General features: G+C 34.0%; 24 protein-coding genes. 5 read left to right on the top strand and 19 right to left on the bottom strand.

What is annotated here, in order from left to right; translation table 11 throughout:
* Window positions 1–22 precede the first annotated feature (22 nt).
* The 4 genes from CBF36_RS09705 to CBF36_RS09720 all read left to right on the top strand — a co-directional run bounded on the left by CBF36_RS09705 (window position 23) and on the right by CBF36_RS09720 (window position 4,632).
* Complete coding sequence (locus CBF36_RS09705; protein WP_125958251.1) at window positions 23–1,336, top strand: IS1380 family transposase; 1,314 nt, start codon at window positions 23–25, stop codon at window positions 1,334–1,336.
* A gap of 433 nt (window positions 1,337–1,769) precedes the next feature.
* Window positions 1,770–2,012, top strand: a complete 243-nt coding sequence (locus tag CBF36_RS09710) for a hypothetical protein (RefSeq protein ID WP_125958252.1) — start codon at window positions 1,770–1,772, stop codon at window positions 2,010–2,012.
* A gap of 183 nt (window positions 2,013–2,195) precedes the next feature.
* On the top strand, window positions 2,196–3,086 hold the full coding sequence (locus CBF36_RS09715) for a hypothetical protein (RefSeq protein WP_125958253.1): 891 nt from the start codon (window positions 2,196–2,198) through the stop codon (window positions 3,084–3,086).
* Between the two features lie 232 nt (window positions 3,087–3,318).
* Window positions 3,319–4,632: an IS1380 family transposase gene (locus tag CBF36_RS09720; RefSeq protein ID WP_125958254.1), complete on the top strand. Its 1,314-nt coding sequence runs from the start codon at window positions 3,319–3,321 to the stop codon at window positions 4,630–4,632.
* Window positions 4,633–4,814: 182 nt separating this feature from the next.
* Here CBF36_RS09720 and CBF36_RS12545 read toward each other — a convergent pair whose 3' ends face one another.
* On the bottom strand, window positions 4,815–4,943 hold the full coding sequence (locus tag CBF36_RS12545) for a hypothetical protein (RefSeq protein ID WP_276330749.1): 129 nt from the start codon (window positions 4,941–4,943) through the stop codon (window positions 4,815–4,817).
* Window positions 4,924–5,136 carry a helix-turn-helix transcriptional regulator gene (locus tag CBF36_RS09725; RefSeq protein WP_010731575.1) on the bottom strand — a complete coding sequence of 71 codons (213 nt, stop codon included), beginning with the start codon at window positions 5,134–5,136 and terminating at the stop codon, window positions 4,924–4,926. Before CBF36_RS09725 ends, CBF36_RS12545 begins: the two co-directional genes overlap by 20 nt.
* Before the next feature lie 204 nt (window positions 5,137–5,340).
* Here CBF36_RS09725 and CBF36_RS09730 point away from each other — a divergent pair, with 204 nt between their 5' ends.
* Window positions 5,341–5,445: a type I toxin-antitoxin system Fst family toxin gene (locus CBF36_RS09730; RefSeq protein WP_109840873.1), complete on the top strand. Its 105-nt coding sequence runs from the start codon at window positions 5,341–5,343 to the stop codon at window positions 5,443–5,445.
* Window positions 5,446–6,125: 680 nt separating this feature from the next.
* Here CBF36_RS09730 and CBF36_RS12385 read toward each other — a convergent pair.
* The 17 genes from CBF36_RS12385 to CBF36_RS09825 form a co-directional block, all read right to left on the bottom strand.
* Window positions 6,126–6,776 (bottom strand): LPXTG cell wall anchor domain-containing protein, encoded by a 651-nt coding sequence (locus CBF36_RS12385; protein WP_207854500.1) that lies wholly within the window; start codon window positions 6,774–6,776, stop codon window positions 6,126–6,128.
* 317 nt (window positions 6,777–7,093) lie between these two features.
* Entirely contained in the window at window positions 7,094–10,192 is a 3,099-nt protein-coding gene (locus CBF36_RS09750; RefSeq protein WP_125958256.1) for an HsdR family type I site-specific deoxyribonuclease, read from the bottom strand.
* Between the two features lie 30 nt (window positions 10,193–10,222).
* The gene (locus tag CBF36_RS09755; protein ID WP_115234425.1) at window positions 10,223–11,410 is read right to left on the bottom strand and encodes an AAA family ATPase; all 1,188 of its coding nucleotides are present in this window, start codon (window positions 11,408–11,410) and stop codon (window positions 10,223–10,225) included.
* A 1-nt stretch (window position 11,411) separates the two neighbouring features.
* Window positions 11,412–12,614 (bottom strand): restriction endonuclease subunit S, encoded by a 1,203-nt coding sequence (locus CBF36_RS09760; protein WP_125958257.1) that lies wholly within the window; start codon window positions 12,612–12,614, stop codon window positions 11,412–11,414.
* Entirely contained in the window at window positions 12,611–14,158 is a 1,548-nt protein-coding gene (locus CBF36_RS09765) for a type I restriction-modification system subunit M (RefSeq protein WP_125958258.1), read from the bottom strand. Before CBF36_RS09765 ends, CBF36_RS09760 begins: the two co-directional genes overlap by 4 nt.
* A gap of 579 nt (window positions 14,159–14,737) precedes the next feature.
* Window positions 14,738–14,893, bottom strand: a complete 156-nt coding sequence (locus tag CBF36_RS12455) for a restriction endonuclease subunit S domain-containing protein (protein ID WP_243638013.1) — start codon at window positions 14,891–14,893, stop codon at window positions 14,738–14,740.
* Window positions 14,894–15,149: 256 nt separating this feature from the next.
* Window positions 15,150–15,365, bottom strand: a complete 216-nt coding sequence (locus CBF36_RS12460) for a hypothetical protein (RefSeq protein ID WP_243638014.1) — start codon at window positions 15,363–15,365, stop codon at window positions 15,150–15,152.
* Window positions 15,366–15,575: 210 nt separating this feature from the next.
* Complete coding sequence (locus tag CBF36_RS09780; RefSeq protein WP_002301645.1) at window positions 15,576–15,929, bottom strand: hypothetical protein; 354 nt, start codon at window positions 15,927–15,929, stop codon at window positions 15,576–15,578.
* 28 nt (window positions 15,930–15,957) lie between these two features.
* Window positions 15,958–16,926, bottom strand: a complete 969-nt coding sequence (locus CBF36_RS09785; protein WP_125958259.1) for a hypothetical protein — start codon at window positions 16,924–16,926, stop codon at window positions 15,958–15,960.
* Between the two features lie 16 nt (window positions 16,927–16,942).
* Window positions 16,943–17,875 (bottom strand): conjugal transfer protein TrbL family protein, encoded by a 933-nt coding sequence (locus tag CBF36_RS09790; protein WP_125958260.1) that lies wholly within the window; start codon window positions 17,873–17,875, stop codon window positions 16,943–16,945.
* 1 nt (window position 17,876) lies between these two features.
* Window positions 17,877–18,800, bottom strand: a complete 924-nt coding sequence (locus CBF36_RS09795; protein WP_125958261.1) for a hypothetical protein — start codon at window positions 18,798–18,800, stop codon at window positions 17,877–17,879.
* Window positions 18,801–18,817: 17 nt separating this feature from the next.
* Window positions 18,818–20,473 (bottom strand): VirD4-like conjugal transfer protein, CD1115 family, encoded by a 1,656-nt coding sequence (locus CBF36_RS09800; protein ID WP_125958262.1) that lies wholly within the window; start codon window positions 20,471–20,473, stop codon window positions 18,818–18,820.
* Window positions 20,466–20,897, bottom strand: coding sequence for a hypothetical protein (locus CBF36_RS09805; protein WP_048602902.1), 432 nt, complete (start codon window positions 20,895–20,897; stop codon window positions 20,466–20,468). The genes CBF36_RS09800 and CBF36_RS09805 overlap by 8 nt, the downstream gene beginning before the upstream one ends.
* Before the next feature lie 4 nt (window positions 20,898–20,901).
* The gene (locus CBF36_RS09810; protein ID WP_125958263.1) at window positions 20,902–21,453 is read right to left on the bottom strand and encodes a hypothetical protein; all 552 of its coding nucleotides are present in this window, start codon (window positions 21,451–21,453) and stop codon (window positions 20,902–20,904) included.
* 12 nt (window positions 21,454–21,465) lie between these two features.
* Window positions 21,466–22,575: a lysozyme family protein gene (locus tag CBF36_RS09815; RefSeq protein WP_125958264.1), complete on the bottom strand. Its 1,110-nt coding sequence runs from the start codon at window positions 22,573–22,575 to the stop codon at window positions 21,466–21,468.
* A gap of 21 nt (window positions 22,576–22,596) precedes the next feature.
* Window positions 22,597–23,949, bottom strand: a complete 1,353-nt coding sequence (locus tag CBF36_RS09820; protein ID WP_125958265.1) for a conjugal transfer protein TraF — start codon at window positions 23,947–23,949, stop codon at window positions 22,597–22,599.
* Between the two features lie 13 nt (window positions 23,950–23,962).
* Window positions 23,963–25,924: a VirB4 family type IV secretion system protein gene (locus tag CBF36_RS09825; RefSeq protein ID WP_125958266.1), complete on the bottom strand. Its 1,962-nt coding sequence runs from the start codon at window positions 25,922–25,924 to the stop codon at window positions 23,963–23,965.
* Between the last annotated feature and the right edge of the window lie 4 nt (window positions 25,925–25,928).

The following is a 25,928-nucleotide window of genomic DNA, read 5'->3' on the forward strand; positions in this document are numbered from 1 at the left end:
ACCATAGAAAGGGGTTCTTTCAATGATTACATTACAGGAAAAAAAGATGCAATTCAACTCTAAATTGACAATTTCAAATACTGGTGGAAATTTATCCACTGACTCTGGATTAATTCTTGTCAAAGAATTTATGGAGTCCCTTAATTTCTCTGAACTTTCTAGACGGTTCTTAAAGATTGAAGATGACCGACTCTATCATATTCATAATAATTTATCTTTGATGAAGCAATTGATTTATCAAAATATTGCGGGCTATTCAACCGATTCCTCTGCGAATCTACTGCAACAAGATCCTATTTTTAAGGAGATTTTGGATAAGTCTAGGCTTGCTTCACAATCTTCACTTTCCCGATTTTGGGATCGCATCAGTGAAGAAAATATTTCTCAGTTACAAGACCTTAACCAGGCCATGATTGACAAAGTACGATTGGCGAGAAATGTAACAGAAATGATTTTTGACTTAGATTCAACCCATTCAGACACATACGGGAAACAAGAAAGAACGGATTATAATGCTCATTATCAAACCAATGGATACCACCCATTGGTCGCATTTGATGGTTTGACTGGAGATTTCTTAAAAGCAGAACTTCGTTCCGGCAGTGTTTACACTTCTACCGGTGTTGGGGCTTTTATGAAGCCTCTTTTTGAGCATTACAATCAAGTAGTTCCTGTTAGTAATATTCTTGTGCGCGGTGATAGCGGATTCGCTACACCGGAAGTCTACGATCTCTGTGAAGCCTACGACAGTTTCTTTGTGATTCTATTAAAAGCGAACCGTAATCTCTCAAAACTTGCGGAAAGTTTTATTCAGATTGATGATAACTACCCTTGGCATAAGAAAGAAATTATTTATTCTTCAACGTTTTATCAAGCAAAAAGCTGGTCTCAAAAGCGACGTGTCTGCATTAAATCAACACGAGAAGCGGATGAACTCTTATTTAGACACGAGTACATCATCACTAACTATTCAGAGAATACCTCTGCGGAAACCGTCTTTCAGATTTACTGCAAACGTGGAACTATGGAAAACTTCATTAAAGAAGCAAAGAATGGCTTTTATTTTGATAAAACTGATAGTCCTTTATTTTTAGAAAATCATGCTCGTATGATGATAAGCCTTTTGGCTTACAACATCGTTAACTTTATGCGTACACTCTGCTTCACACCTGGAACTACCCATATGCAGGTAAGTACTATTCGATTAAAGCTGTTCAAGGTCGCAGGTAAACTTGTTCGAACAGGACGTCGACTGTTACTAAAATTTAGTTCGCATCATGTGCATCAAGATTTATTCTATCAAGTCCTAGGAAGGATACAGCAACTCTCTTGGTAAATACATTTTAATTTTTAAAATTATGTTTTCTTCCAAGGGATGAGTCTGTTTAAATTATGCTAAAATGCGGTTGTTTATCAAACAGTTCGAAAATTTGATTCTCTTAGATTCTAAATTATCACCAAAAATACAAAATTTTCTAGAAATTTAAAGTCATGAATTATTTTTCCACAAGTATGAATCATTCAGGTAACTCATTGTTTTTTAAAAGTTGCCGAATGATAAGAAATATTGCAGCGACGAGGATTGTGCCTAAAATTGCTAGCAAACTATTTATATATATAGAAAACCACTCCTTCTGTATACTTGAGGAAGTTTTCTTTTTTATTTACATTTGGCTAAGCATAGTGGTATGTATGGTTAGTTTTATACTGTTTATTATTTTAGTAATTTTCTTATTTTTATTATGGAAGATTTTGAATAGAAGAATGCAGTGGTTAAAATTATATTTGCAGTATCTATCCTTATTGGTGTTAGAATTTTTATGATGTATAGAAACACTCACCCTCCTACAGACTTAAGTAATGAAAGTTTGGGTGGTATAAAAATTGATGGCAAAATTACAAACAATCAAATTGAAACTCTTGAAAGTAATGTCCTTTATGTAACATTAAAAGATCAGAAAGACTTACGGTTAGTAGTGGAAGATGATAAGGTGAAAGAAGTAGCTACTTAATTTTTTCTAAATTCTCTGTAATCGTTTTAGTTGTAATACAATATACTCTTTGTTACCATTTTCATATAGGATAGTTTCGAAAATTTTTTGTTTAAATGTGGAGCAGTGTTATTTATTTTTATTTCGATGCCTAAATTTTTTGACGGATTTTTGTGATATTTTTATATAAAGGATGTGGAGTTTATGACAAAATTTATAATGGTAATTTTTAGTCTTGTTGTATTAACAGCTTGTTCACAGGGGAAAGATTCAACTGGAGTGGAATCAACTTCAATAGATTCCACTATAGTTGAAACATCGATTACCGCTACAAAATCAAGCACTGAAGAGGTTAGCTCTAGTAGTACAGAAACAGCACAGAATTTTCTCTATGCCGTTAATTTGAATGATTTTGTTCAAGAAGTGAAACCAAATGGGAATGAAGCAAATCAAAAAACTATTTACCACCTTACTTTTAGTACGAATAAAAAAAATGTTCCTACAACGATTACTTTAAATACAAAGGATTTAAATGATTTTGGAAATGGGATCTATATTTCTTCTGATACAGAGGAGGTATTTTACCCGGTCTCAATTAATGAAATACCTACTAAAACTATTATCCTTGTCGGAGATAATGGGAAAGAACGAAAGGTAAAAGTTAACACTGAAGTAAAAATCGAAATGCCAGATAATCAGTCGGACTCGTTACAAATAGTAGGAGATAGTTACTACCTCTTTTATAATCAACAAGAAACTATTTCTTTAGCAACCCGAAATCTTGATGAAAATCCAGGCTCAAAAGATTTAGATAACAGCAATATGATAGAGTATGTTCAACAAGTGTATTCGCAAGACATAGAGGACTCTGAACCAGCAGAGAACACGAAAAGTGATGAATACTATCATGCTATTAAAGAGGCATGGAACAAACAAAAAGATTATGTAGATGCAATTGAAGATCCTAAAATAAAACAAGCAACACAGACGCCTTCTTCTGCAGCAAATGCTGAGGCAATTAGATTAGAACAAGAGAATCCAGAGGATGCTGAAGTAATAAAAGCAAGTCTGAAAAGGGTTCTTGATGGGGAATAATTTAGGGGGAATTTTCTTTAGAATAACAGTAAAAAATACGGTGATAGCTTTATGTCTACCACCGTATTTTTACTTATCCCTGAATAATTCATATAGTTCCAATAAATTCCAAGTAGCCTTGTTACAATAGCGTTGTGGGCTTGTTCGATAATCACCCTTTGGGTGTACAAAAAGAGCCCCTATCTGATATGGTTAAGTTACGACAAAAATACCATAGAAAGGGGTTCTTTCAATGATTACATTACAGGAAAAAAAGATGCAATTCAACTCTAAATTGACAATTTCAAATACTGGTGGAAATTTATCCACTGACTCTGGATTAATTCTTGTCAAAGAATTTATGGAGTCCCTTAATTTCTCTGAACTTTCTAGACGGTTCTTAAAGATTGAAGATGACCGACTCTATCATATTCATAATAATTTATCTTTGATGAAGCAATTGATTTATCAAAATATTGCGGGCTATTCAACCGATTCCTCTGCGAATCTACTGCAACAAGATCCTATTTTTAAGGAGATTTTGGATAAGTCTAGGCTTGCTTCACAATCTTCACTTTCCCGATTTTGGGATCGCATCAGTGAAGAAAATATTTCTCAGTTACAAGACCTTAACCAGGCCATGATTGACAAAGTACGATTGGCGAGAAATGTAACAGAAATGATTTTCGATTTGGATTCAACTCATTCAGACACTTATGGAAAACAAGAAAGAACAGATTACAATGCTCATTATCAAACCAATGGATACCACCCATTGGTCGCATTTGATGGCTTGACTGGAGATTTCTTAAAAGCAGAACTTCGTTCGGGCAGTGTTTACACTTCTACTGGTGTTGGGGCTTTTATGGAGCCTCTTTTTGAGCATTATAATCAAGTAGTTCCCGTTAGCAACATTCTTGTACGTGGCGATAGCGGATTCGCCACACCGGAAGTCTACGATCTCTGTGAAACCTATGATAGTTTCTTTGTGATTCGATTAAAAGCAAACCGCAATCTCTCAAAACTTGCGGAAAGTTTTATTCAAATCGATGATAACTATCCTTGGCATAAGAAAGAAATTATTTATTCTTCAACATTTTATCAAGCAAAAAGTTGGTCGAAAAAACGCCGTGTCTGTATTAAATCAACACGAGAAGCCGATGAACTTTTATTTAGACACGAGTATATTATCACTAACTATTCAGAGAATACCTCTGCGGAAACCGTCTTTCAGATTTACTGCAAACGTGGAACAATGGAAAACTTTATTAAAGAAGCAAAAAATGGCTTTTATTTTGATAAGACTGATAGCCCTTCCTTTTTAGAAAATCACGCTCGTATGATGATAAGCCTTCTGGCTTATAACATCGTTAATTTTATGCGTACACTCTGCTTCACACATGAAACTACCAGTATGCAGATAAATACTATTCGATTAAAGCTCTTCAAGGTCGCAGGTAAACTTGTTCGAACAGGACGTCGGCTGTTACTGAAGCTCAGTTCGCATCATGTACATCAAGATTTATTCTACCAAGTCCTAGGAAGGATACAGCAGCTTGCTTGGTGAACACATTTTAATTTTAAAAATTGTGGTTTTCTTCCAAGGGATGAGTGTATCTAAATTGCGCTGAAGCGCGGTAATTTATCGAACATTTAGAAATTTTAACTCTCGTAGTTTCTAAATTATCACGAAAAATACAAAATTTCTTAGAAATTTAGAGTTACGGGTTATTTTTGCATAAGTATGAATTATTCAGGATTATTTATATCATTTAAACTTAATCTTTGTTGCTGATCTAATAATGTTTGATTTTTATCTAACTGAATCAATAAGTTTTCATTCAGTTTTGATAGTTTTTTATGGTTCTGTTGGCTCATTTGGGATTAAATCCACTACTAGCGTTGAGTTAGTTAACTTTGCAATTTGTTCTAGTGTTTTTATGGTTGGATCTGATTTTCCTGATTCTATTCGTGAATAATTTGATCTACTCATTTCTAATTCTTGGGAGAATTTTTCTTTTGATTTGGTACCTCTCATCTTTTTTAAGCTTTCTCTAAATGCTAGTTCCAAGTTTCTCCCCCCTCTTTTTGTGTAATAAAATTCACGCTTTATTTAAATTATAGCTTTTAATATCTTAATAAACAAGTGATTAATCACTTGTGATTTGTGATAGGTGATTTGTGATAAGTGATTTTATCTTAATTTATCAACTGTTTAGAATATTAAGTATGCTATACTAATTAACGGCAACTTGCCCCGTAAGGGGGTGTTGTTGTGTTTTACCAAATCTTATCGTTAATCGTTGCGCCAGTACTTGTTGGCATAGTCACTGAACTATTTTCTCATTGGTTAGAAGAGAAGGACAAAGACAACGATTGAAAGCAAGTTGCTACCTAACCCACAACGCTAGCCATCGCAACTAGTGCAAAAAAAGCCCAACCTACTCGACATAGGTTGGGCTTTTGTGTTGTTGTGCAACAACAAATCTTATCGTTTCGCACATTTATTATAGCATGATTTCAAAATGAAGCCAAGTTACGGTTTCAAACGAAATTTTTTTCATTATTTATCCTTTCTGCTTACAAATCTATTAAAGCAATACCAATTGAACAACAAACCTAGTATCAGAAGAATACCACCAATAATATATAGACTATAGTTTCCATTCTTATTAAATCCCAAAAATACTATACAAATCGAAAATAGCAACATAACGCAAAATGCAACATTAATTATTATTGAAAATTTTTTCAAATTCGTTAACCTCCTTCCATTCGAGCTTCTTCATATGCTTTACAATTTGTACAGTAAAAATGATAAATCTCATTATTATTTTACATAGAAACCGCTTTCAACGCAATTATTAACTGTTTTATTATAGCCTGGTTTTGAAATGATTCCAAATTGCTTATTCTACGGTTGTTACTGGTGTTGCCTAGAACGATTCTAAGCGCTTGTTTAATTTTAAAGTATAGATTCCCCTTCAAAACGCCCTACAATGATCCAATAAAAGCGTGGCTGCTAGTGAAACTTGCGACCATGCTTTTATAAATACTTAATTAGATTCTCTTTTTAAAAATGAATGCTGATCCTAATACCATTAATGAACCTAGGACAGACAATGCAATATTTTCTGTTTCTCCTGTTTTTGGTAAAACTTTCATTTTTCCGTCTGAACCTTTAACCGTTACTGTTCCGTCTTTCTGAACGTTTGCGCCAATTTCTTTAGCTTCAACTTTCTTTGTTGTTCCGTCTGCTAATTGAATGATTGGTTTACTATCTTCAACTGCAACAATCACAACGCCTGTATCTGTATTAACTGGGTTTTCAATTGGGTTTGTGTCTACTGGTTTGTTTGGTACTGTTGGTTTACTTGGTTCTGTCGGCTTGTTTGGCTCTGTTGGTTTACTTGGTTCTGTCGGCTTGCTTGGTTCCGTTGGTTCCGTTGGCTCCGTTGGTTCCGTTGGCTCTGTTGGTTCCGTTGGCTCTGTTGGTTCCGTTGGCTCTGTTGGATCGACTGGATCAACCGGATCGACTGGATCGACTGGATCGACTGGATCGACTGGATCGACTGGATCGACTGGATCGACTGGATCATCAGTAAGAACATTGACACTTGAGTTACCTGTTGCTTCGTCCGCAAAACTAACAAGTGGGGCTGATACCAATAGCGCTGTACTAAAAAGTGTTAAAAGGGCAATTTTTTTCATTTTCTTCTCTCCTTAAAAATTAATATTTGTGTACATAAATAGTATATCATAAATATGCTTTATCTGACATTGTTTGGTTCTATACTTTCTAGTGTTGATAGAAATTTACCAGCACTATTTTTGTGTATTTAAAAAACATCTTGAATCCCCTAGAACTAAGTCGTCGAAAACAAATACAAGGGGGAAGTCAAGATGCTCGAACTTCATTTTATCAGCACCAGGCTAGATATATCTTCAGTTTCTTAATTTGATAAACTATCCATTAAATAAAATTAATGTAACTGACTTAATGTTTTTTAATTTCAGTAAAATCTTTATTAAAATTTTCCTCCTATGCCTTTAAACTTCTCTACAAAGGTCGCAATCTTCTGAAAGACAGTTTGTTTTTTCGTTAAGTATTTAGGATTCAGAGGGCTCATCTTAGGCAGAATTTCATTCAGTTCGGTTCCATTCTCGCTAGCATATTCTCTTTTTAATGAGGCAAGTATGTATCTCTTTGCAGCCTCTTCATTAAGTTCTTCGGTATTAATCAGTTCCTCTGCTTCACGTTTTTGTTCTGCTTGCGCAAATGAGAAGAACGCATCAATAATGCTCGCTTTATCATGAATCTCATCTAAATTTGTTTGATTGATAAAATCAACTACTAAGCTTTCTTTTGCGCGGTTTCCCACACTGGATCTAATTAATCGACGTACCTCTTCAACTAATGATGCTTTGTCTTTTGACTTCTTGTTTTTCTCAAAAATCAATTCGAGGATATAATCTAGGTTGATTTCTTGTGACTTTAATAAATCTACCTCAAAGACAACATCATCCCAATCAATCGTGGAATCTGCTTTTTCTTTACCTGCTTTTTCACGTCGAAGCCAATCACGAATATCGTTATAAGTAGACCGATAGTCTTGAATAACTCTTTCTTCAGGCATCTTAATCTCCCTCATAACACTGATATCTTCATCACTTAGATAATGAGCAGATTTAAATTCCTCCACGGCCTCAGGATCATTTATATCTACCAATTGCAAAGCTTTTAGACTAGAAAACTCATCATAGTTTTGTAAGATGTTGTCAACCCGTAGATATTCACCAAAGAGCCTAGCAAAATCTTTTTTATCTTTTTCAGTGACAATCTCATCAATGTTAGAGAAACGAGATTCTAACTCTTTCACTACATCTACATATCCACGACGGGCTTCTCCTGTGGCGAGATCAGTGAAACCTTCCATGTATTCTTTGTAGCTTTTTTCAAGTACCACATTCTTCGTATTCTTGTCTCCAAAAAGAGTAATTGCATCAATCGTTGATTGTTCTAGATCTCTGAAAGTAACAATATTTCCAAATGTTTTAGTCGCATCATAAATACGATTGGTTCTTGAAAAAGCTTGCATTAAGCCGTGAAAACGCAGATTCTTATCGACAAACAAAGTATTCAGTGTTGGTGCATCAAACCCAGTTAAAAACATCCCAACCACAATTAGAAGATCAATCTCTTGCTTTCTTACTCGACTAGCAAGATCACGATAATAATTCTGAAAACCATTACTATCTACCCCAAAGTTGGTTTTAAATAAATCGTTGTAATCCTTTATTGCGTGAGATAGAAATTCTTTTGCACTACTATCCATAGCAGACGGTTCAAATGTCTCATCAAGGATTTCTCCTATCGCACTTTGTTCTTCGTTAGCCGCAAAAGAAAATATTGTCGCAATTTTTAAGGATCTTTCACTATCTTTTTGTAACGTAGTCAAAGATTCATAGTAAAGCTTAGCTGCATCAACACTACTTACAGCAAACATTGCATTAAATCCTTTTCTATTAGCGTGAGACCGATGCGTTTTAAGTCTAAAATTATTTAAGATGTATTGTGATATCTCTTTGATTCTTTCAGGATGTAATAATGCTTCCTTAGTCTCGGCTGCCGATAGTTTTTTCTCATCTTGTTCCATTTCAATAGATTTAAATTTAGGACGCACATCATTATAATCTACTTTAAATTTTAAGACTTTTTCGTCTCTAATGGCATCTGTTATAACATAAGAATGTAATTCTCGTCCAAATACTGTTGCCGTTGTATCAGAACCTAAAGCATTTTCAGGAAATATAGGTGTGCCTGTGAACCCAAATTGATAATATTGTTTAAACTTTTTCGTAATATTCTTTTGCGCTGCACCGAACTGTGAGCGGTGAGCCTCATCAAAAATGAACACCACTTGCTTATTATATATAGGTAAATCTATTTCGCCTTTAATCAGGTTATTCAGCTTTTGAATCGTAGTGACAATAATTTTATTATCATCTTTGTCTATATTACGCTTCAATCCCGCAGTATTTTCTGATCCATTTACACTGTCAGGAGAGAATCGTTGATATTCTTTCATCGTTTGATAATCTAGATCTTTTCTATCGACCACAAAAAATACTTTATCGATAAAATCCAACTCGGTAGCTAAACGAGCTGCTTTAAAACTGGTTAGTGTTTTGCCTGAACCGGTCGTATGCCAAATAAATCCCCCACTTTCACTGGAGCTCCATTTTTTAGCATGGTATGAGCTTTTTATTTTCCATAAGATTCTTTCAGTTGCCGCTATTTGATACGGCCGCATAACAAGTAATGTATCGCTAGAATCAAAAACTGAATAGTGAAATAATACATTCAATAATGTGTTTTTCTGAAAAAAAGTTGCTGTAAAATCCTTCAAATCTTTAATTAACGTATTATCTGATTTCGCCCAGTTCATAGTAAAATCAAAACTATTCTTATCTCGTTTAGTTGTATTCGCAAAATAACGGCTATCTGTTCCATTAGATATCACGAAAATCTGCAGATACTTAAATAAAGAGTTCTCTGAATTAAAGCTCTCTTTACTGTATCGATGAACTTGATTGAATGCTTCACGAATAGCAATCCCACGTTTTTTTAATTCCACTTGTACCAACGGCAAACCATTAACTAAAATTGTCACATCGTATCGGTTAGCTTGAGTACCCTTTTGTTCAAACTGAGAGATCACTTGCACTTTATTCTTCGCAACATTCTTTTTATCTACGAGATAAATATTTTGAATATGCCCATCATCAAAGACAAAATCATAAATATAATCTGTATGAATTTTTCGAGTCTTATCGATAGTGTTGTCACTTGGATTATCTAAAAATTGCACACAAAATCTAACCCATTCTGCTTCTGTAAATTCTACATTATTAAGGTTTTGCAGTTGCACACGGACGTTAGCAAGCATTTTTTCAGGAGTAGTTACGCTGGTAAGATGCTCATATCCTTGATTGACCAAATCTTGTATCAGTTCTCGTTCTAAATCGGCTTCCGTTTGATAATTTGTTACTTGTGAATCTATCTTCGTATATTTATCTAGTACGATAAAGTTATTTGATTCTGCAATGGGTTTGTAATCCCTCATTAATACCCCTCCTCGTTGTTTTTCTAAATCTTAATTAAATTGATAGATTCGTTTGATTTCTTTTAGTAAATATTCTAAAACACGTTTGTCATCATCTGATAATTCAGTTACTTCATCTCCTGAATGTTTCGAATGACTTGAGATATTTATGATCCTTTTCTCATATGGATTAGATCTACCATCGGCAGCAGGTGGCAGTAAATCACCCCAATTGTCATAACCGAGAAACGTTGATGTTTTCTCCAAAATATTGCGAAGAAAATTAAAATGATATTTCTTCAATTGACCCGTATTTATAGCTTTTTCAATTTCACTTTTCAAGAAAAGATGATAGGAGAAAGGGGAATCTGTTGGCTGTCTTTCCAATAAAAAAGTTCCGTCTTCATACTTTTCTAATCGATATTTTTCAAAGTCCCTCCTGTACTTGTAACCGTAGCCTTTATCATCTCTGCTAAACTCATTATGCAACACATTATAAAAAAGAGGATTATGTGTTGTGATAATAAATTTTAGTCCAGATTGACTTGACTTAATAAGTTGTGCCAAATCTACTGCTAGCTCAATCAAGTGATTATCATCCAATGAACTTACAGGGTCATCAATAAATACATACTCCAGTAGGTCAAATTGTTTTGTTTCTCTCTCAATTGGTTCAGCTACATTTAGTACACTAATGACTTGTTCAAGTAGAGAATAATAAACACACCATACTAAACTACTTTCTTCTCCTCTTGAAATTTTGATATTATCTGAACTCTCATCATTTCCACGCTCATATGAGAATTTCACTTCGGTAAAGGCCATAACTGTTGTATTAATCCCATTTATATTCTTAACATATCCTTCGTTAAAATGCGGCGTTAATTTTTCATCAGAATACCGCTGAAAATTCGAGATAATATTTTGATCTTGTCCCTGATCCTCAAAAATCCATCTTGTAAACGCGTTATCATGGATTTTAAGTTTTGGTTCAGCATCAAATTCTAAATCATTATCCCAATAGAATAAATCTTCTGTAAATGCATTGTAATAAAGAATTTTCTTGTTAATAACTTCTGAGTCTTCCTGCTCTGAATCATTATCCATTTCTGGTACCATTAACGATTTGAACTCTCGCGATAGCCTTGTTTTTCCAGTTCCGTTAAAGGCATAAATAAGCTTAACTTTTTTACTATCATCTTTTAATTGCTTTGCAATATCATTTAATGAAACGTTCATGTTACTTCTCTACCTCCTCTTTTGGAAAACTAAGAAGCATATTTCGGTAGTACTCGTATTGTTTTTGACGAAGTTCAATTTCACGAGGCAAGCCCTCTGTGATTGAAGATGTTAAAGCATCGAATTTGTCTAGGATAGATACGATGCGTTCTTGTTCTGCTAGTGATTTTATTGGATTATTTGGATAAGGAATAGGAATAGGATATTCCATTATCTTATTTTTGTTGCCACGTGGCATTTTAGCACCTTTAGCGTGTTGCATGTTATAATCAAAAAACTTGTCATCTGCTAATACTTGAAATAAATATTTAGGATTAATATTTTTATCCGTTGGATGAATAACAAGTACATCACCATTTGTTCCACCTTCACAATCAGCATGCCATATTTTCTTTAAATATGGACGAATATTCCCTATTAGAATATCATTGACAGAATATCCTGTTGAATTTCCTGCCTTTGGAACATGGTTTGATTCTGTTTTTCCCATTCTATCTTGTAAAAGATTATCAACACCTACATAATTTGTCCCGTCGAGAGACTCACTAGATATCCGTGTTTTGGAGTACTCTGATATTTTACCCAACACCCTCCACTCAACTTCACCCTCTTCAAAAGACAACAACTGTTCACGATAATAAGCATATTGCTTTTTACGAGCGGTAAGCTCTGCGGTAAGCTCTGCGGTAAGCTCTGCGGTAAGCTCTGTGAAAGTATCCAAAATACGGACGATTTCTTCTTGGATTTCAAGAGATTTTTCTGGATTTTCTAGATGAGGTACTGGAATTTCAAAGTTTTCAAGCATTGGCATTGTAATATAAGGTACAGAACCTTTTCTTGAATTCTTAACGATATATGCCCTTAACGTGTGATTTAAATAATAATAAATATACATAATATTGATACCATCAATAAAGTTGCCAATAATATACGTTCTTTGGTATGCATTAAATTTTCCATTATAATAGTTTAAATGTCCAACTTGACTACCATTCCCAGAAATAATTATGGCTTCTAAATCAAACGCAAAGCTGTCAATTTTGAATGGGTTTTCATTGCAAGTAAAGAACGGATATTCACCATCTTCTTCCATAGCATTTGCATTCAATTTGCCAGTTGTAATTAATCCGGATATCTCACCTAGCTTTTTCCATTCAACTTCAGCCCCATCAAGTAATTTGTCCATAAAATTCGACTTCATCATGATTCAATCACCTCAATAATTTCCTCAATTTCAGTACGAAGCTTATCTATTTTCGAGACAGTCTTTTTAATTTCCGCATTCAAATCATTGATATCAATGATTTCTCTTGTATCTTTCGCTTCCACGTACGAACTAACAGAAAGATTATAATCATTTTCAACGATTGCATCATAATCAACTGATTTTGCAACATGATCGATATCTTCTTTGCTATCAAACATTCCCATAATCTTTGCGATATGTTCATCCGTTAATATGTTATTATTTGTTTCCTTTTTGTAGAACTCTACGCCACTCGCATCAATAAATTGTGTTTTGTTATCACTTTTATGCTTAGAAAGAACCAATATATTAACAGCGATTGACGTCCCATAAAATAGGTTAGGTGCTAATGATATGATTGTTTCGACAAAGTTATTGTCAATCAAATATTTTCTTATTTTCTGCTCTGCGCCACCACGATAGAAAATACCAGGGAAACAAACGATAGCGGCTCTCCCTTTACTTGATAGATAACTAAGAGCATGTAGAACAAAGGCAAAGTCTGCTTTAGATTTAGGTGCTAATACACCTGCAGGAGCAAAGCGTTCATCATTAATAAGTGTAGGATCCTCACTTCCAATCCATTTGACAGAATAAGGTGGGTTAGACACAATGGCATCAAACGGTTTATCATCACCATAGTGAGGATCTAAGAGTGTATTCCCCAAAGCAATATGAAATTTATCGTAATTTATATTGTGTAAAAACATATTCATACGAGCAAGATTATACGTTGTATGATTGATTTCTTGTCCGTAAAACCCATCTTCTATGATATGAGCATCAAATTGTTTTTTTGCTTGTAAAAGTAGGGATCCTGAACCCGCTGCAGGATCATAAATTTTATTAATCGTTGTTTGCTTGTGAATTGCTAGTTGTGCAATCAGACTAGAAACACTCTGTGGCGTAAAAAACTCACCACCAGATTTACCAGCATTGGCAGCATAATTAGAAATTAGAAACTCGTAAGCATCACCAAAAAGATCAATCTGATTTTCTTCAAATTCACCAAAATCAAGCCCTTCAACTCCTTTAATAACCGCAGCTAAACGACTATTTTTATCTTTTACAGTATTTCCCAAGCGATTACTTGTCGTGTCAAAATCAGCGAATAATCCTTTAATATCTAATTCTGACGGATAACCATTTGCTGAGCTTTCAATAGCAGAAAATATTGCAGCTAAATCTGTATTCAAACTTTCATTTGTATTAGCCGTTTTAGCGATCCTAGAGAACATCTGACTTGGATATATAAAATACCCTTTTGTTTTTATGGCATCTTCTTTAATTTCGTTGGTTATAATGTCATCATTAAGTTCTGCATAATTGACGCTATCGTCACCACCCTCGATATAAGAAGAAAAATTCTCACTAATAAAACGATAAAAAAGTGTTCCTAAAACATATTGCTTAAAATCCCAGCCATCTACTGACCCTCGAACATCATTAGCTATTTTCCATATTTGTGATTGTAGTTTAGCTCGTTGTATTGCACTTGACATTTGAATACCTCCATTTATGATAATCCCCACTCGGAAACTCCGAGTATTTTTTTTTCTATCTAATTCCATCTAGACAATATCTTACATAAGAAAAACCTATTACATTATATAATTCTTCTTTTTTATACAGATAAAGATAGTACTACTGTTAGTTTAACATTATTCTGATTTAAATAATAAGTCATTTTTTTTCTAAATTCTTTCTGATATATATCCAGGATCTACAAGTTCAAAGTCATAAATAGCATTAACTTTTTTTCTAGCATCTTACTGTACTCTTCAGTCGTTTTATCTACTGAAGAAAAAACCTGATTATATTTTTTTCGCAAATTTAACTCATTTAGAATGTTTTACTCCTAGCATTTTTTTGCAAAATCACATACATCTATTAATGATATTTCTTCATTAAAAGCTAGCTACCTTGCAACATAAATTTGTTTTAACATGGTTTTCCTTACTCTTTTTATATTTTACTTTTTTTCTACAAAGTTTAATTTGCCACTGGATTAAACGATTGGTTTAGTCCCATTTGTATATAGATATCTTGGTATTTTTCTAAATACTCTTTCTTTGCATTTTCTATTTTTCCTGCACCTGTACGTCAGCTTCTTTAACTTCCGTTCCTATTCTTTCTTGTTCTGCTTTTGACAGACCAGGAATTTCTATATCTTCAATATCTCGGATATTTAGAGATGAAATAATAGAACCTGTTTGGTTAATTGTGAGTAGCGCCATGCCAATAGGCGATTCTAAAAAGGATTTAATAAAGTATGGATTGTAACCTTTATTTGGACGGAAATAAATAAATAATTCATATTGTGGGTGGTGATATTTTTGAATAAAAAATATATACTCCTTTTTATCTTAGGTATTATTGTAGGTATTATTATTAGCTGGTTATTATTTAAGTTTTCAAAAAAATTTTTTTATAGGAGGATTTTAGAATGAAAAAATCGATTCTATCACTATCCGTTGTATAGTTGTTAAGTATCTATGCTATTTCCCCGTGTCCTGCGTTTGCTAGTGAGACTTCTACAATTCCAGAAACCGAAAGTAACACAGCTATCTCTCCAAGTCTATTGTCTGATTCTGTAACCTTATTAGGAAATCCTGACAATGATACAGATATACAACCACGTTCTATTATTGGTGGTATAGCTATCTTTGTTGGCGGAATACTAGCCGGATATATCGTTGACGGTGTCATTATATATGCTACAGGACAACCTTCAGCAGAATGGATAGCTAGAGGTATGAGGGCTGCACAGAATTATCTTTCTAAAAATCCTAAACATAAATCAACCGTACATGTAACCAAAGACGGAGCAATAATGGGTGGCGGTGGTAGAGGTTTTTAACTCCCAGCTAAATCTAACAAAGAAATGCATGGTGGGATACCTACCGTGCATTTCTTTGTTCATTTTCTAGATTGAAATATTTCTAGCGATTCTTTCGTTAAGAATAATGTTTTACCTGTATAAATGTGATCGATTCCCTCTAGTCTATGAGGAAACCGTTTATAAATGTGGGCAAAGTATTCATCATTCTTTCCTAACAACTGGCTTGCTTCTTTTGCTGTAATCAATTGCGATAAATCATTATTGGGATTATCAGAGAAAATAATTGTTCCACCAATTTTTCGATAATTAAAATTTTTAAGTATTTCATGTTTGTTGTTACGGTAAGCTTGGGATAGGTAATTTCTATTCTTACCTATCCGTTCACTCATTTCTTTTGCTGTGTAAATTTGATTTAAATTAATTTTTCCCATTGTTTAAGCACTCTCTTTTTAGCGTATTTCAGTTAAAAGAGAAGTCTGTAAGTTTTGGTTGAGTTGTCACAAGAAAGCCGTTTTTAGTTGGTTCAACCTCAAAAGTGATTTTTTGCATTTTACTACGATTGTCTACTGAAACATTTAGAAGGTATTCAACGCTATACCCTTTTTTTGTTTGTTCACTACCATAGTAATTGACACTCTTAAGCGTTTTCCCTAACGCTTTCCAATCGGATATATCTACCTTTTCGGATACATATGTTCTTAAACTTGACTGATAATTTTCTTGATTTTTTTCCTGTGAAAAATAGTAAGTCAAAAAGTATCTTCCAAAAGTATCTATTTTCGATTGAGAAATATCCGTTTCTTTGACACGTTCAATTTGTTCTTTCAATAATTCGCTCTCTTTTTTGACTGATTGAAGTTGTACTTGTTGAATAACACTTATTCCTATCAATAATACAATAAAAAGTGTCAAAATAGATATGAACAAATGAATTTTGGGAACATTTTTCTTGGTTATGGATTCTGATAGTGATTCTTTTCTACTATTCATTTGTTTTGCTTGGTTCTTTTTCGATATTTCCTTAATAACACTAGGTTCATTTACTGTTTCAGTTGGAATTTCTGTCTGCGGTATTTCTTGGCGTTCATTACTCGTTTTTAACTCCTGACGATTTAATTCTTGCGTATTAAGCGTTGGTTCTGTTGGTTCATTCAAGTAAACTAAAACGTGTTGATCTGTTACTCGATTTAATAACAAGTTAATTACGTCCGTTTCTTTGGTATTTTTTGTATTCAGCGTAACAGACATAATTTTTGTTTGATCTTCTACTCTAAAAATACCTACACGAAATTTAACTGGAATTCCTCGACTTGTCTTTTGTTGTAAATAGTGTGTGACTTCGGATAATTCGCTCTTACTTAATTTTCGATTCAAAAATTGATTTTCTTCTTCGGGAAGAATAATTCGTATTTCAAAATAATAAGACAATCGTTATCCCCCTCTCTTATTTTCTAAACATAGCCATCATTGCTAAGTTTCCAAGTCCACCACCTTTTGACACTTTGGTTGAATACCACATATTTTGTAGGGCAGACGGTGTTTTGATAATCAATAAGCCACAACCAACCATTAACATAAAGTTTGGTAACGTGTATTTTTCAGCAATCATGAGTGTAATCATGAGTAAGTACAAAATAAGCTTAATAAGCATTGTGAGTGCTTCGGATAACAGTTCTTTGATCCATATTTGAAAGTAATTTTGTTCGTCTGTTAAAAGCGATAAGGCAACTAATGGTGTTAACATAGTCAGTACCAAGAAATCAGCATAAAAAACACAAATCGCCACAAAATACTTGGCAATGGAAAAGGCAAAGAATATCACGAAAACAAAGAGAACAATGGCGCTAACGCCACCATTAAAGAAATTTGATACTAAGAAATTACGCAATCGTTCGCCGATCGTTTCCACATTCAAATCATTAGCGACTTGTTGAATCACATATTCCCCGATTGGTGCAACAATCTTTTTGATAAAAAAGTTCATTGCCCAGGGCAACGTTGCTAAGGCAATAGACGAGTAAAACAGCTTTTGAACAATATTAGCGGTCAATGCGTCACCACTCCCATTAGAAGCTTGTATTTGCGCTTCAATGACCTTATACAACACAATACAAATTGCAAAGGTCGTAGTGGCAAATACAAAGACGTTGGTAATGGTACTAATCAATTCGATATTGGGAATATCAAACGTTGTCTTATTGGCAATTTTCATGCTGGCTTCTAAAAGGTCACTGCCCCAACTACCTAACAAGCTATCGATTGGGTGCAACACACTATCGACACTCTCTTTTACGCCTTCAAAGACATTAGAGATAGCCTCACCAGCAGAACTTAAAATATCCGATCCTGTATCTTTTATTTGGTCTATTACGTCCATATTACATTACACCACCAATCGTTCCACTAACTTGCCACTTTCCTATTTTTTCGTTGTATTGCATAACTACAAATACTCCACCAATGTTTTCAATATTCTTCTCTTGTTTGCTAGTTACTAGCCCTATAACCTCATATCTCAAATCATTATCCCAATCAATTTGTGAAAACATTGATCCTACTTTTTCATCATGTTGTCCTTTGTTCCGCCAATCTGCCCACTCATAAGGGAACTCATTACGCAAAACAATTTTCGTATTCTTTTCTGTTTTTTGGGTATCTAAGAACCAGGTACGCAACCATTGGCTTTTATCGTCATTTTGTTTAGAAATGGTTAGCCCTTTGGTGCCGTCAACAATCACTGGATTGAAATTGAAACTTGCTTGTAGCCCTGTATAAAAATCATCTGATACCTTATCGCCAAATTTGGCTTTTAAGTTATCAATCAGTTTTGTTTGTAATTCAATCGGGCTTGTACCGCCTGATCCTTCTTTCAATAATTCTTTGTTGATTTCTAAAATGCCATCACCATTAGAAAAAGAGGTGTACCAACTCTCAAAAGCTTCTGTCGCTTCTTCTGCTCGCTCTTTGGCACTTAATTTGAGTAAATGGTCGCTTGATCCTTGAACGGCTTGTGAGCTGTTTTCTGTGGCTTCTCCGCTTGTTTCTGACTGGTTGCTTTCTTTGCTTGCGGTGGTGGCGGTTGGTGTCACTGGTGGTTGATTCTTATTGTTAAAATAAGAAATGCCCACAAAAGCAAGAATACCGACAACTAAAACGCCAATCACTAAGTTACGGATCACTTGACGGCTAAATTCCATTTTTTTAATACCCTCGCTAGGTTCAATCCCTTTTTCTTCAATTTCTCGTTCGACTTGCTTTTGAAACATTGGGATATTCCCAAAAAATTCTTTCAATCCATTCATTTGATTTCCTCCGATCTTTAAAATGGTAATTCGCTGTTGTCATTGTTGGTTTTGTTTTCCTCTATACCTTCATCAAAACTACTTAGAATATCACTCATTAATAGTTCTTTTTCTTCCTCTTCTTCTGTTACTTCTGATTCGATCGGTTGTTCAGGTAGATTTATTTCTTTTTTATTCAAATCATCTTCTTGTTTCTTCTCGTGAAAAATTGGGGCGCTTGCTAGTTGCACTTTTCGTTGTTTGTGCTGTTTTTCCAACTCCTCAATGTATTCTTTGGCAAATTCTGTTTGACTGCTTATATAATATTGCTGTGAAATTTCATGCTTTTTAAGAAGATTTCCAAACAATTCAAATTGTGGCGTTTTTCTTAGCATGTAAGGTTTACCGTCAATCAACACTATACTTTTTCTGCCATTTTCTTCTTGTTGTAAATTGATCACTTCGCCTTCGGTAATCAATCGCCTTTTTTGGTAGCCATAACTTTCTGACTTGCTACCGCTTCGATTAGTCGTTTTTGCAGACGTTTTACTCTCGCTTGTTCCGCCTGTATATACTTTGATTGTTGTATCATTTACTTGTCTTGAAAAGTATTCGGCGGTCGTTTCCTCTACACCACCTAGACATATTTTAATGGCATGATTCCCAATGATCGCTTTAAATTTCTTATCTCCGTAAAGTTCAAAGCCCTGGGGCAAAGATTGTAATATGGTACTAACTGAAATACGATACCCTCGACACGTTGCAAGAAAGTTCTCATAGGTTGGAAAATAGCCTAAATTGACAAACTCGTCTAGCAGCATAACTAAAGGTACTGGCAATTTTGCGTTGTGTTTATCTCCTAAAAAATATAACTCTGTAAACATTTGTTGGAAAAAGAGATTCACTAAGCCGTCCCAAGTTCGATCTAATGGGGAAATTAGCACGTATAAACAAATTTTTGACGTTCCTAATTCCTCAAAGAAAAAATCGTTTGTACTGGTAAATTCTGATACTTCTTTATCAACAAAATCTTGTAAAGTCGTCAATAGACTAATAACAATGTTTGGTCTTGCTTCACTTTGTGCTTGTCGGAAGCCTAAATAGTAACTGCGTTTTGCTTCGTGTCCGTCTGGCAAACGCTCAAATTGTTCATCAAGTTCTGATACACCTTCTTCATTATAGCGTGGGTCAAATTCTTCTAAGAAATCTAAAATTCCCTCAATCGTTCTTGAACTTGGTTCATATTCAAAATAAACATATTTAATCAACGTATTTAATAAGCTTAATTGTGCATTGAACCAAAAATCTTTCCGTTTGGGATCATTCTTTGCTGATACTATGACGTTTGCAATCTTGTTTGTATCATTTGATTTGCGAATATAGAGTAATGGATTGTACCTAGAACTTAGTAAAAAATCTTTAAAATTTATCACAACTGTTTTGAAGCCCTGGGCTTTTTTTATTTCATTGGTTAATTCATAGATTTCCCCTTTTGGATCAGTTACAACAATTGACGTATTGCGATTGTTTACAACGTTAGGTAAAACATAACTTTGTGTTTTAAATGAACCTGGGCCGCCTACTACAAAAATATTTCGATTGCTTATTTTGCTATCTTCGGGTTGGATCACAACTTTTCCACTTGGAAATTTCCCCAATATTAAACCGTCTGATTCTGCTAATAAACTAGTCATTTTTCCCCCTCCTCATTGATTTTTCTAATATGCTTTTCATTGATTTTTCAGGGATCAAATGAACGTTTTTCGGTGCATTTATTTCTGATTCCTCCCCCCAATAAGCCGAGCCATGAACAGGATTTGTTTTTCCGACAACCTCAAACGGTTGGCGTTTGGTAGGGTGTAGAAAGACAAATAAAACGATTAAAACAATGATTTGTACAATGAAGAACGGAATCATGTAATTAGATTGAATGATCTCTAAGAAAGTATTGATTGGGTGCTTTAAAATAGTTGTAACAAAGGTACTCAATTCAATGTTTGTATCATTCGCAATGATAAAAGGTAATAATTTAAATACAATCAATGTTACTGGTAATAATAGTAGATAGAGTATAACTAGGATAATCAGTTTCACTTGCTCTTGCTTCTTCTTCGCCATGCTTCTACTCCTCTCCTAATTGAATGGTCGTTCTTTGGGTAATTTGTTGGTTTTTAATTTGGATAATTTGGTTTATTTCAAAATCATTTTTTGTACCGTTAAAAACCTGGTGAATCGGTGCTGTTACTAGATATTGCTGTGAATTATCCTTACTTTCATAAGCAAGAATTTTTATTTCATTTTCGTTTACTGAAGACTTTTGAATCGTGTTTTGCTGTGGGCTATATGAATTGTTTACGTTGATCTCGTTTTTTAATTCTTGATAAACGTTGTCTGTCGCTAATTCTTTAACCGTTGTCATAGATATTTCTTTTTGGCTTTTTTCGTAGTTATAAACTGTCTTGTAAAATTCTTTGATAATTTTTTCCGATTCGCTTTGGTTAGTGTCTTGTTCCGTTTGTTTGTTTGCTAATTCCGTTTGTACGCTTTTTAATTCGCTCTTTAACTGGCGGATCTGCTCGCCTTGTTTAATCCCAAAAACAACCATACCTATGGTAACCACAAGTAAAACAAGCGTTGAGATAAACAAACTAACTTTTATTTTGTCAAACTCCATTTCTTCCTCTCCTTATTCAACATAACTTGCAATATTTGCAATAGAAGTCGGCACTACTCGATAACTGATTGTTCCACTTCCTGGGTTTACAACATTACATTCTGATACTAAAAGCGTACCGTCTGCATTTACGACTTCTACAAAGGCAACATGTCCGTAAACTGGATCAGAGCCAAAAGAACCAGGTGGGAAAGAAATTGCCGTACCTACTTTTGGCTTATTTGTTACTTTATAGCCTAAAGCTTTCCCTTTATAGCCCCATTCGCCACCATTGCCCATAAAATCATCAACTGGCTTGCCAATTTGAGCCATACGATTAAAAGCGTACCAGGTACATTGCCCAAATGGATAACTACCGCTTGTATTATAGTTGTGCCCGTCATATCTTGGATAACGTAATTTATTTTTGTATTCGCTGGGTACATCAACTTGAACAACACCTGTATTGTTAGAATTGTTTTGAACGCCCTCTGCGCTTGCCTGGCTTTCATTAACGTATTCAAGTAGTTTGGGTACGTAGAACATATTTCCGTAATTATAGCGGTAATTGTAGCCCATTGAAGTGGATATGGCATTTACATAAGGTACTTTTTCGCCACCTGACATATTAATAGAAAATTGTTTAGCTAATTCAAAAGAATACGTTCCGCCATTCTTCACTACAAAATCAACAAAACCACCGCCATAATTATACGCTTGAAGAGCTGTTTTTATATCTGATCCTCGGTTTATAGCGCTTTTCATATTTTCTACAAAAAACTCTACTCCTCGTTGTATGCTTCGTTCGGGGTCTTTAATAGTGTTCGGGGGCAGTCCTAAACTTTCGCTTGATTGCATAGGGTCGCCACCTTCACCACCTGATTCAATTTGCATAAGGGCTAAGATATAAGGCACATATTCCATACCGTCATATTGTCTAGCGTACTTTTCAACGGTACTTTTGTACCTCAAAACAGATTCACTTAAATTTTTGTTTTCTGTTGCTAGTCCGCCACTAGGGGCGGTTTGATCGTTATTAAAAATAAGAAGGAAGATTACAATGATAAAGACGAAAAAGCCTAAAATTGCTTTTGCTATCGGTTTTCGATAACGAATAAGCAGTTTAGCAGCTGTTGCTCCCATGATATGAAATCACCAACCTTCCTAATCTTTTTCAGCGTTTGTTAATTCAATCTTTTCACTAAGCAATGTGTTGTTTTCTTCTAACAAGTCATTGGTTTGTTTTTTCTTCAAGTCCTCATTTAAAGAATTATCCTTATACATATTTTCTAATTCTTCACTGTTATTTTCAATCAATAAGTCAATCATACTGATTTGACGTTTAGGATCGATTGCTAATTTCTTTTGTGTAATTGATACTTGACGAATATTTTTCACTGTTGGAATGTCTTTTTCTTTTACTGATTTATCGATTAAAGCTTCAACAATTGTTGTATCGGTACTAGTTTGAACCAGATACTCAATATCTGTTGAATTGTCATACGCTAAAATCTTTTTGAAGTCTGCTAAATAGTCGCTTCCTGGTAAATCAAGGGCTTCTATTTTTTCGGTTTCTCCTTGTTTGTACAGACTTTGAATAATTTTTTTATCTGACTTTTTATCAAGTTCATAAGCCTTGGTATAATCACCAAGTTTCACGTAAATATCAACTTGTTTTTTCTTAGGATAATTGAGCTTTTGCATATCTTCTTCGATATTCTCACTATCGTTATCAATAATCTTATTTAAAATAGTGATCTCTGTTTCTGCGCTTTGCTGTGTAGCCGTAACTTGTTTCTTCTCATTTACTTTCATAAGAAAAACCGTACCGCCATATAACGCAATAACACCTACAACTAACGCAATTTTTAAGCTTTTATTTCTGCGAATTTTTCGGACGTCTGCTTTCTTGTCCTGTAATTCAGCAGAAAAGAAATTCTTTTGTTCTTCGGTTAGTCGATTTTTTATTAAATCTCTTAATGATTCCAAACTTTCAACTGCTTCTACATCATTTAAAAATGAATTTTTTTCTTTTGTTAGAACCTCAATACGATTCTTCTCATACTTCTCAAGTGTGAATTTACCAAAAAAACTACAAATAAAATTTTTCCACTGCTCTAATTCTTCTTTAGTTGAGTAAGGCAAATTATCAAAGTGATCTGCTTTATAAATAAAAAGCAAGTCACGTGTATCTTTGAGTAGGATATTTTGCATTGCTAGATAGGTATTTGTTTTTTCTAGTACATTCATTTCAAGTAATCGATTCACTATATCCAATTTATAAAAATCAGCATATTCTTTCAATTCAAGTAGTGGTGTATAGCCATTAGGACGGTGATAAACAATTTCTAGCTTTCCGTCTTTGGTCAAAATCTCCTCGACATCAACAAAATATTGTTCACTTTCTTCTACATCAAAAATATGTTCTCGATTCGTCAAATATTTTTCGTTTATTTGGACGACAATGACATTCTCTTGATAGTAGAATTGTAAATTTTTCAAGATTTTGTATTTCATTTGCTTCTCCCTTCTATTGAATTTTCGATCTTAACAACCAGTTGATTTCTTTCTTCGGACTAACGCCGTAAATATCTTCATATTCGCCTGGGTTAAGCAAACGCATTTCTTCCTGTGTTAAATCTACTTTTATCTTTGCTCGCTTTGTACCATGGAAAAGCAAAGCTTCCCCTTGCCGTTTTGAGGTAATGAACGATAATTCTTTTTTTGTGAGTTTAAGTTTCAACTCATTTGAAATACCTTGTGCTTCCGTTTCATCAAGTCCAAAAAACACTTTTGTAAAGCTATTCCCAATAATTGCTTTACCGATATTATCAGGTGCTTTTAATACATCATCAATCTGTTGGGTCGATACGGTACAATCAGCATTGTATTTTCTAAAGCGTTTATATGCTTGGAAGAAAAAGTCAGCACTAATTTTATTCTTCAATAAAAAGTGAAATTCATCTGCATAAACAGACGTTACAATTTGCGGATTGTTGGTTATTTCTTCAAATAGATAACTAAAGCTGTTGAGGTATGCTAAATCTCTGATCCCTTCTTCGGTCTGTAAATCTCGCAAAGAAAAGCAAATTAACGGATTGTTTAAGTCTATATTTGTATGACCGTTAAAAATGGTACGACTTCCGATTGTAAAATCTTCTAATGAATAAATAAAATCTTCAATTCGTTTGTATCTTTTTGGATCAGTTTCTTCTAAGGCTTTCAATCGATTTTCTAAGTCTGAAAATGTTGGAAAATCGGTGTTTTCCATTTTTGACAAGTTTTTCTTCTCGTATAAAGTGGTATAGCATTTTTTAGCTTCTATTTTAATAATAGATAATTGACTGTCAGTCAAAGAGTGATCCACCATTAGGAAATATGGCGTTAAAATATTCATTCGTTTACTGATTTCTTTATCAATATCATTTTCAGTCATTTCAAAATCTTTGTGCTTTATTTCAAGATTTTCTACAAGTTCGTCCTCTTCAAAATCGGATAACGATTCTTTTAAATCGACATCAGGTGTATTGCGTGAGTAGATTTGAAATGGATTGATACGGACGTCTGACATAGACGATAGATTGATTATTTCGCCCCCTAGAGAACGTACACGCTCTGTTTGTTCATCTTCGGGATCAAATAAAACGATTCTGTGCCTTAGTTCTGTTGAGTTATCAGAAAAAGCATATTTTTTTAAATAGTCTGACGTTAAGTAAGTGGTTTTTCCCCCACCTGATAGACCAAAAACAAATTTGTTACGATTAACTACTAATTTTCTGTTGGTGTAATCAATACTAACGATATTTTCAGTATCTTTATTAATTCCCTCAATAATCATATTTTTAGTAAATACGCTTAACTCATTATCATCAAAAGGAAAAATACTACTTGCACTGATTGAGTTTGCGATTGTGTACGTGTATTCAGGCACTTCATTAGATTGTAAAGGCAAGGCACTCCAATACGCTTTATCAATCATAGTATATGGAATTAACGCTTTTACTCCACTTGCGATACAACGTGTTTCAAAATCTTCACACAATTTTTTTAGCTTATCTTCGGACTTACTTTTGATCAAAACATAGGTATATAAATAAAGATAAGAAGTGTTTTCGTCAACGGCTTGTTCTAACTGCGTTTGTGCAATTTTCATTTCACGTTCTAAACGGATAATCGTCAACGGATCATGCGAACGATCGATCTCTGCTTGCTTGTTCTTAATGGTTCTGTTGTAATAATCATTCAATGAGTTACCGTTTGCTTTAGTGTAGTAATGAGATATGGTTATATCTCCACTCATTTTACGAATACGATTAAACCAATTTCCTCTTGGTTTATTATTGTATTTTGTAATGACATAGGGAACTGCGTATGAATCATCGATTAATAATTTGTCACGTTCTATTGTAAAATTAAATGGTGCTAAATCAGATACAACGTCCGTATCAACTTCGGGTATTACAATAATTTTCTCTTTTGGTATCTTCTCCATTTTA

Source organism: Vagococcus bubulae, assembly GCF_003950315.1.
GTDB classification, from domain to species: domain Bacteria; phylum Bacillota; class Bacilli; order Lactobacillales; family Vagococcaceae; genus Vagococcus; species Vagococcus bubulae.

Excerpts from the sequence above, each read along its gene's own strand:
- CBF36_RS09780 (WP_002301645.1), bottom strand. The coding sequence starts at position 15,929 with ATGGGAAAAATTAATTTAAATCAAATTTACACAGCAAAAGAAATGAGT.
- CBF36_RS12455 (WP_243638013.1), bottom strand. The coding sequence starts at position 14,893 with ATGGCGCTACTCACAATTAACCAAACAGGTTCTATTATTTCATCTCTA.
- CBF36_RS12385 (WP_207854500.1), bottom strand. The coding sequence starts at position 6,776 with ATGAAAAAAATTGCCCTTTTAACACTTTTTAGTACAGCGCTATTGGTA.
- CBF36_RS09795 (WP_125958261.1), bottom strand. The coding sequence starts at position 18,800 with ATGAATGGATTGAAAGAATTTTTTGGGAATATCCCAATGTTTCAAAAG.
- CBF36_RS09705 (WP_125958251.1), top strand. The coding sequence starts at position 23 with ATGATTACATTACAGGAAAAAAAGATGCAATTCAACTCTAAATTGACA.
- CBF36_RS09815 (WP_125958264.1), bottom strand. The coding sequence starts at position 22,575 with ATGGGAGCAACAGCTGCTAAACTGCTTATTCGTTATCGAAAACCGATA.
- CBF36_RS09760 (WP_125958257.1), bottom strand. The coding sequence starts at position 12,614 with ATGATGAAGTCGAATTTTATGGACAAATTACTTGATGGGGCTGAAGTT.
- CBF36_RS09715 (WP_125958253.1), top strand. The coding sequence starts at position 2,196 with ATGACAAAATTTATAATGGTAATTTTTAGTCTTGTTGTATTAACAGCT.
- CBF36_RS09800 (WP_125958262.1), bottom strand. The coding sequence starts at position 20,473 with ATGACTAGTTTATTAGCAGAATCAGACGGTTTAATATTGGGGAAATTT.
- CBF36_RS09825 (WP_125958266.1), bottom strand. The coding sequence starts at position 25,924 with ATGGAGAAGATACCAAAAGAGAAAATTATTGTAATACCCGAAGTTGAT.
- CBF36_RS09810 (WP_125958263.1), bottom strand. The coding sequence starts at position 21,453 with ATGGAGTTTGACAAAATAAAAGTTAGTTTGTTTATCTCAACGCTTGTT.
- CBF36_RS09750 (WP_125958256.1), bottom strand. The coding sequence starts at position 10,192 with ATGAGGGATTACAAACCCATTGCAGAATCAAATAACTTTATCGTACTA.
- CBF36_RS09790 (WP_125958260.1), bottom strand. The coding sequence starts at position 17,875 with ATGGACGTAATAGACCAAATAAAAGATACAGGATCGGATATTTTAAGT.
- CBF36_RS12460 (WP_243638014.1), bottom strand. The coding sequence starts at position 15,365 with ATGACACCGTCAACGATATATCCGGCTAGTATTCCGCCAACAAAGATA.
- CBF36_RS09720 (WP_125958254.1), top strand. The coding sequence starts at position 3,319 with ATGATTACATTACAGGAAAAAAAGATGCAATTCAACTCTAAATTGACA.
- CBF36_RS12545 (WP_276330749.1), bottom strand. The coding sequence starts at position 4,943 with ATGAGCCAACAGAACCATAAAAAACTATCAAAACTGAATGAAAACTTA.
- CBF36_RS09820 (WP_125958265.1), bottom strand. The coding sequence starts at position 23,949 with ATGAAATACAAAATCTTGAAAAATTTACAATTCTACTATCAAGAGAAT.
- CBF36_RS09765 (WP_125958258.1), bottom strand. The coding sequence starts at position 14,158 with ATGTCAAGTGCAATACAACGAGCTAAACTACAATCACAAATATGGAAA.
- CBF36_RS09755 (WP_115234425.1), bottom strand. The coding sequence starts at position 11,410 with ATGAACGTTTCATTAAATGATATTGCAAAGCAATTAAAAGATGATAGT.
- CBF36_RS09805 (WP_048602902.1), bottom strand. The coding sequence starts at position 20,897 with ATGGCGAAGAAGAAGCAAGAGCAAGTGAAACTGATTATCCTAGTTATA.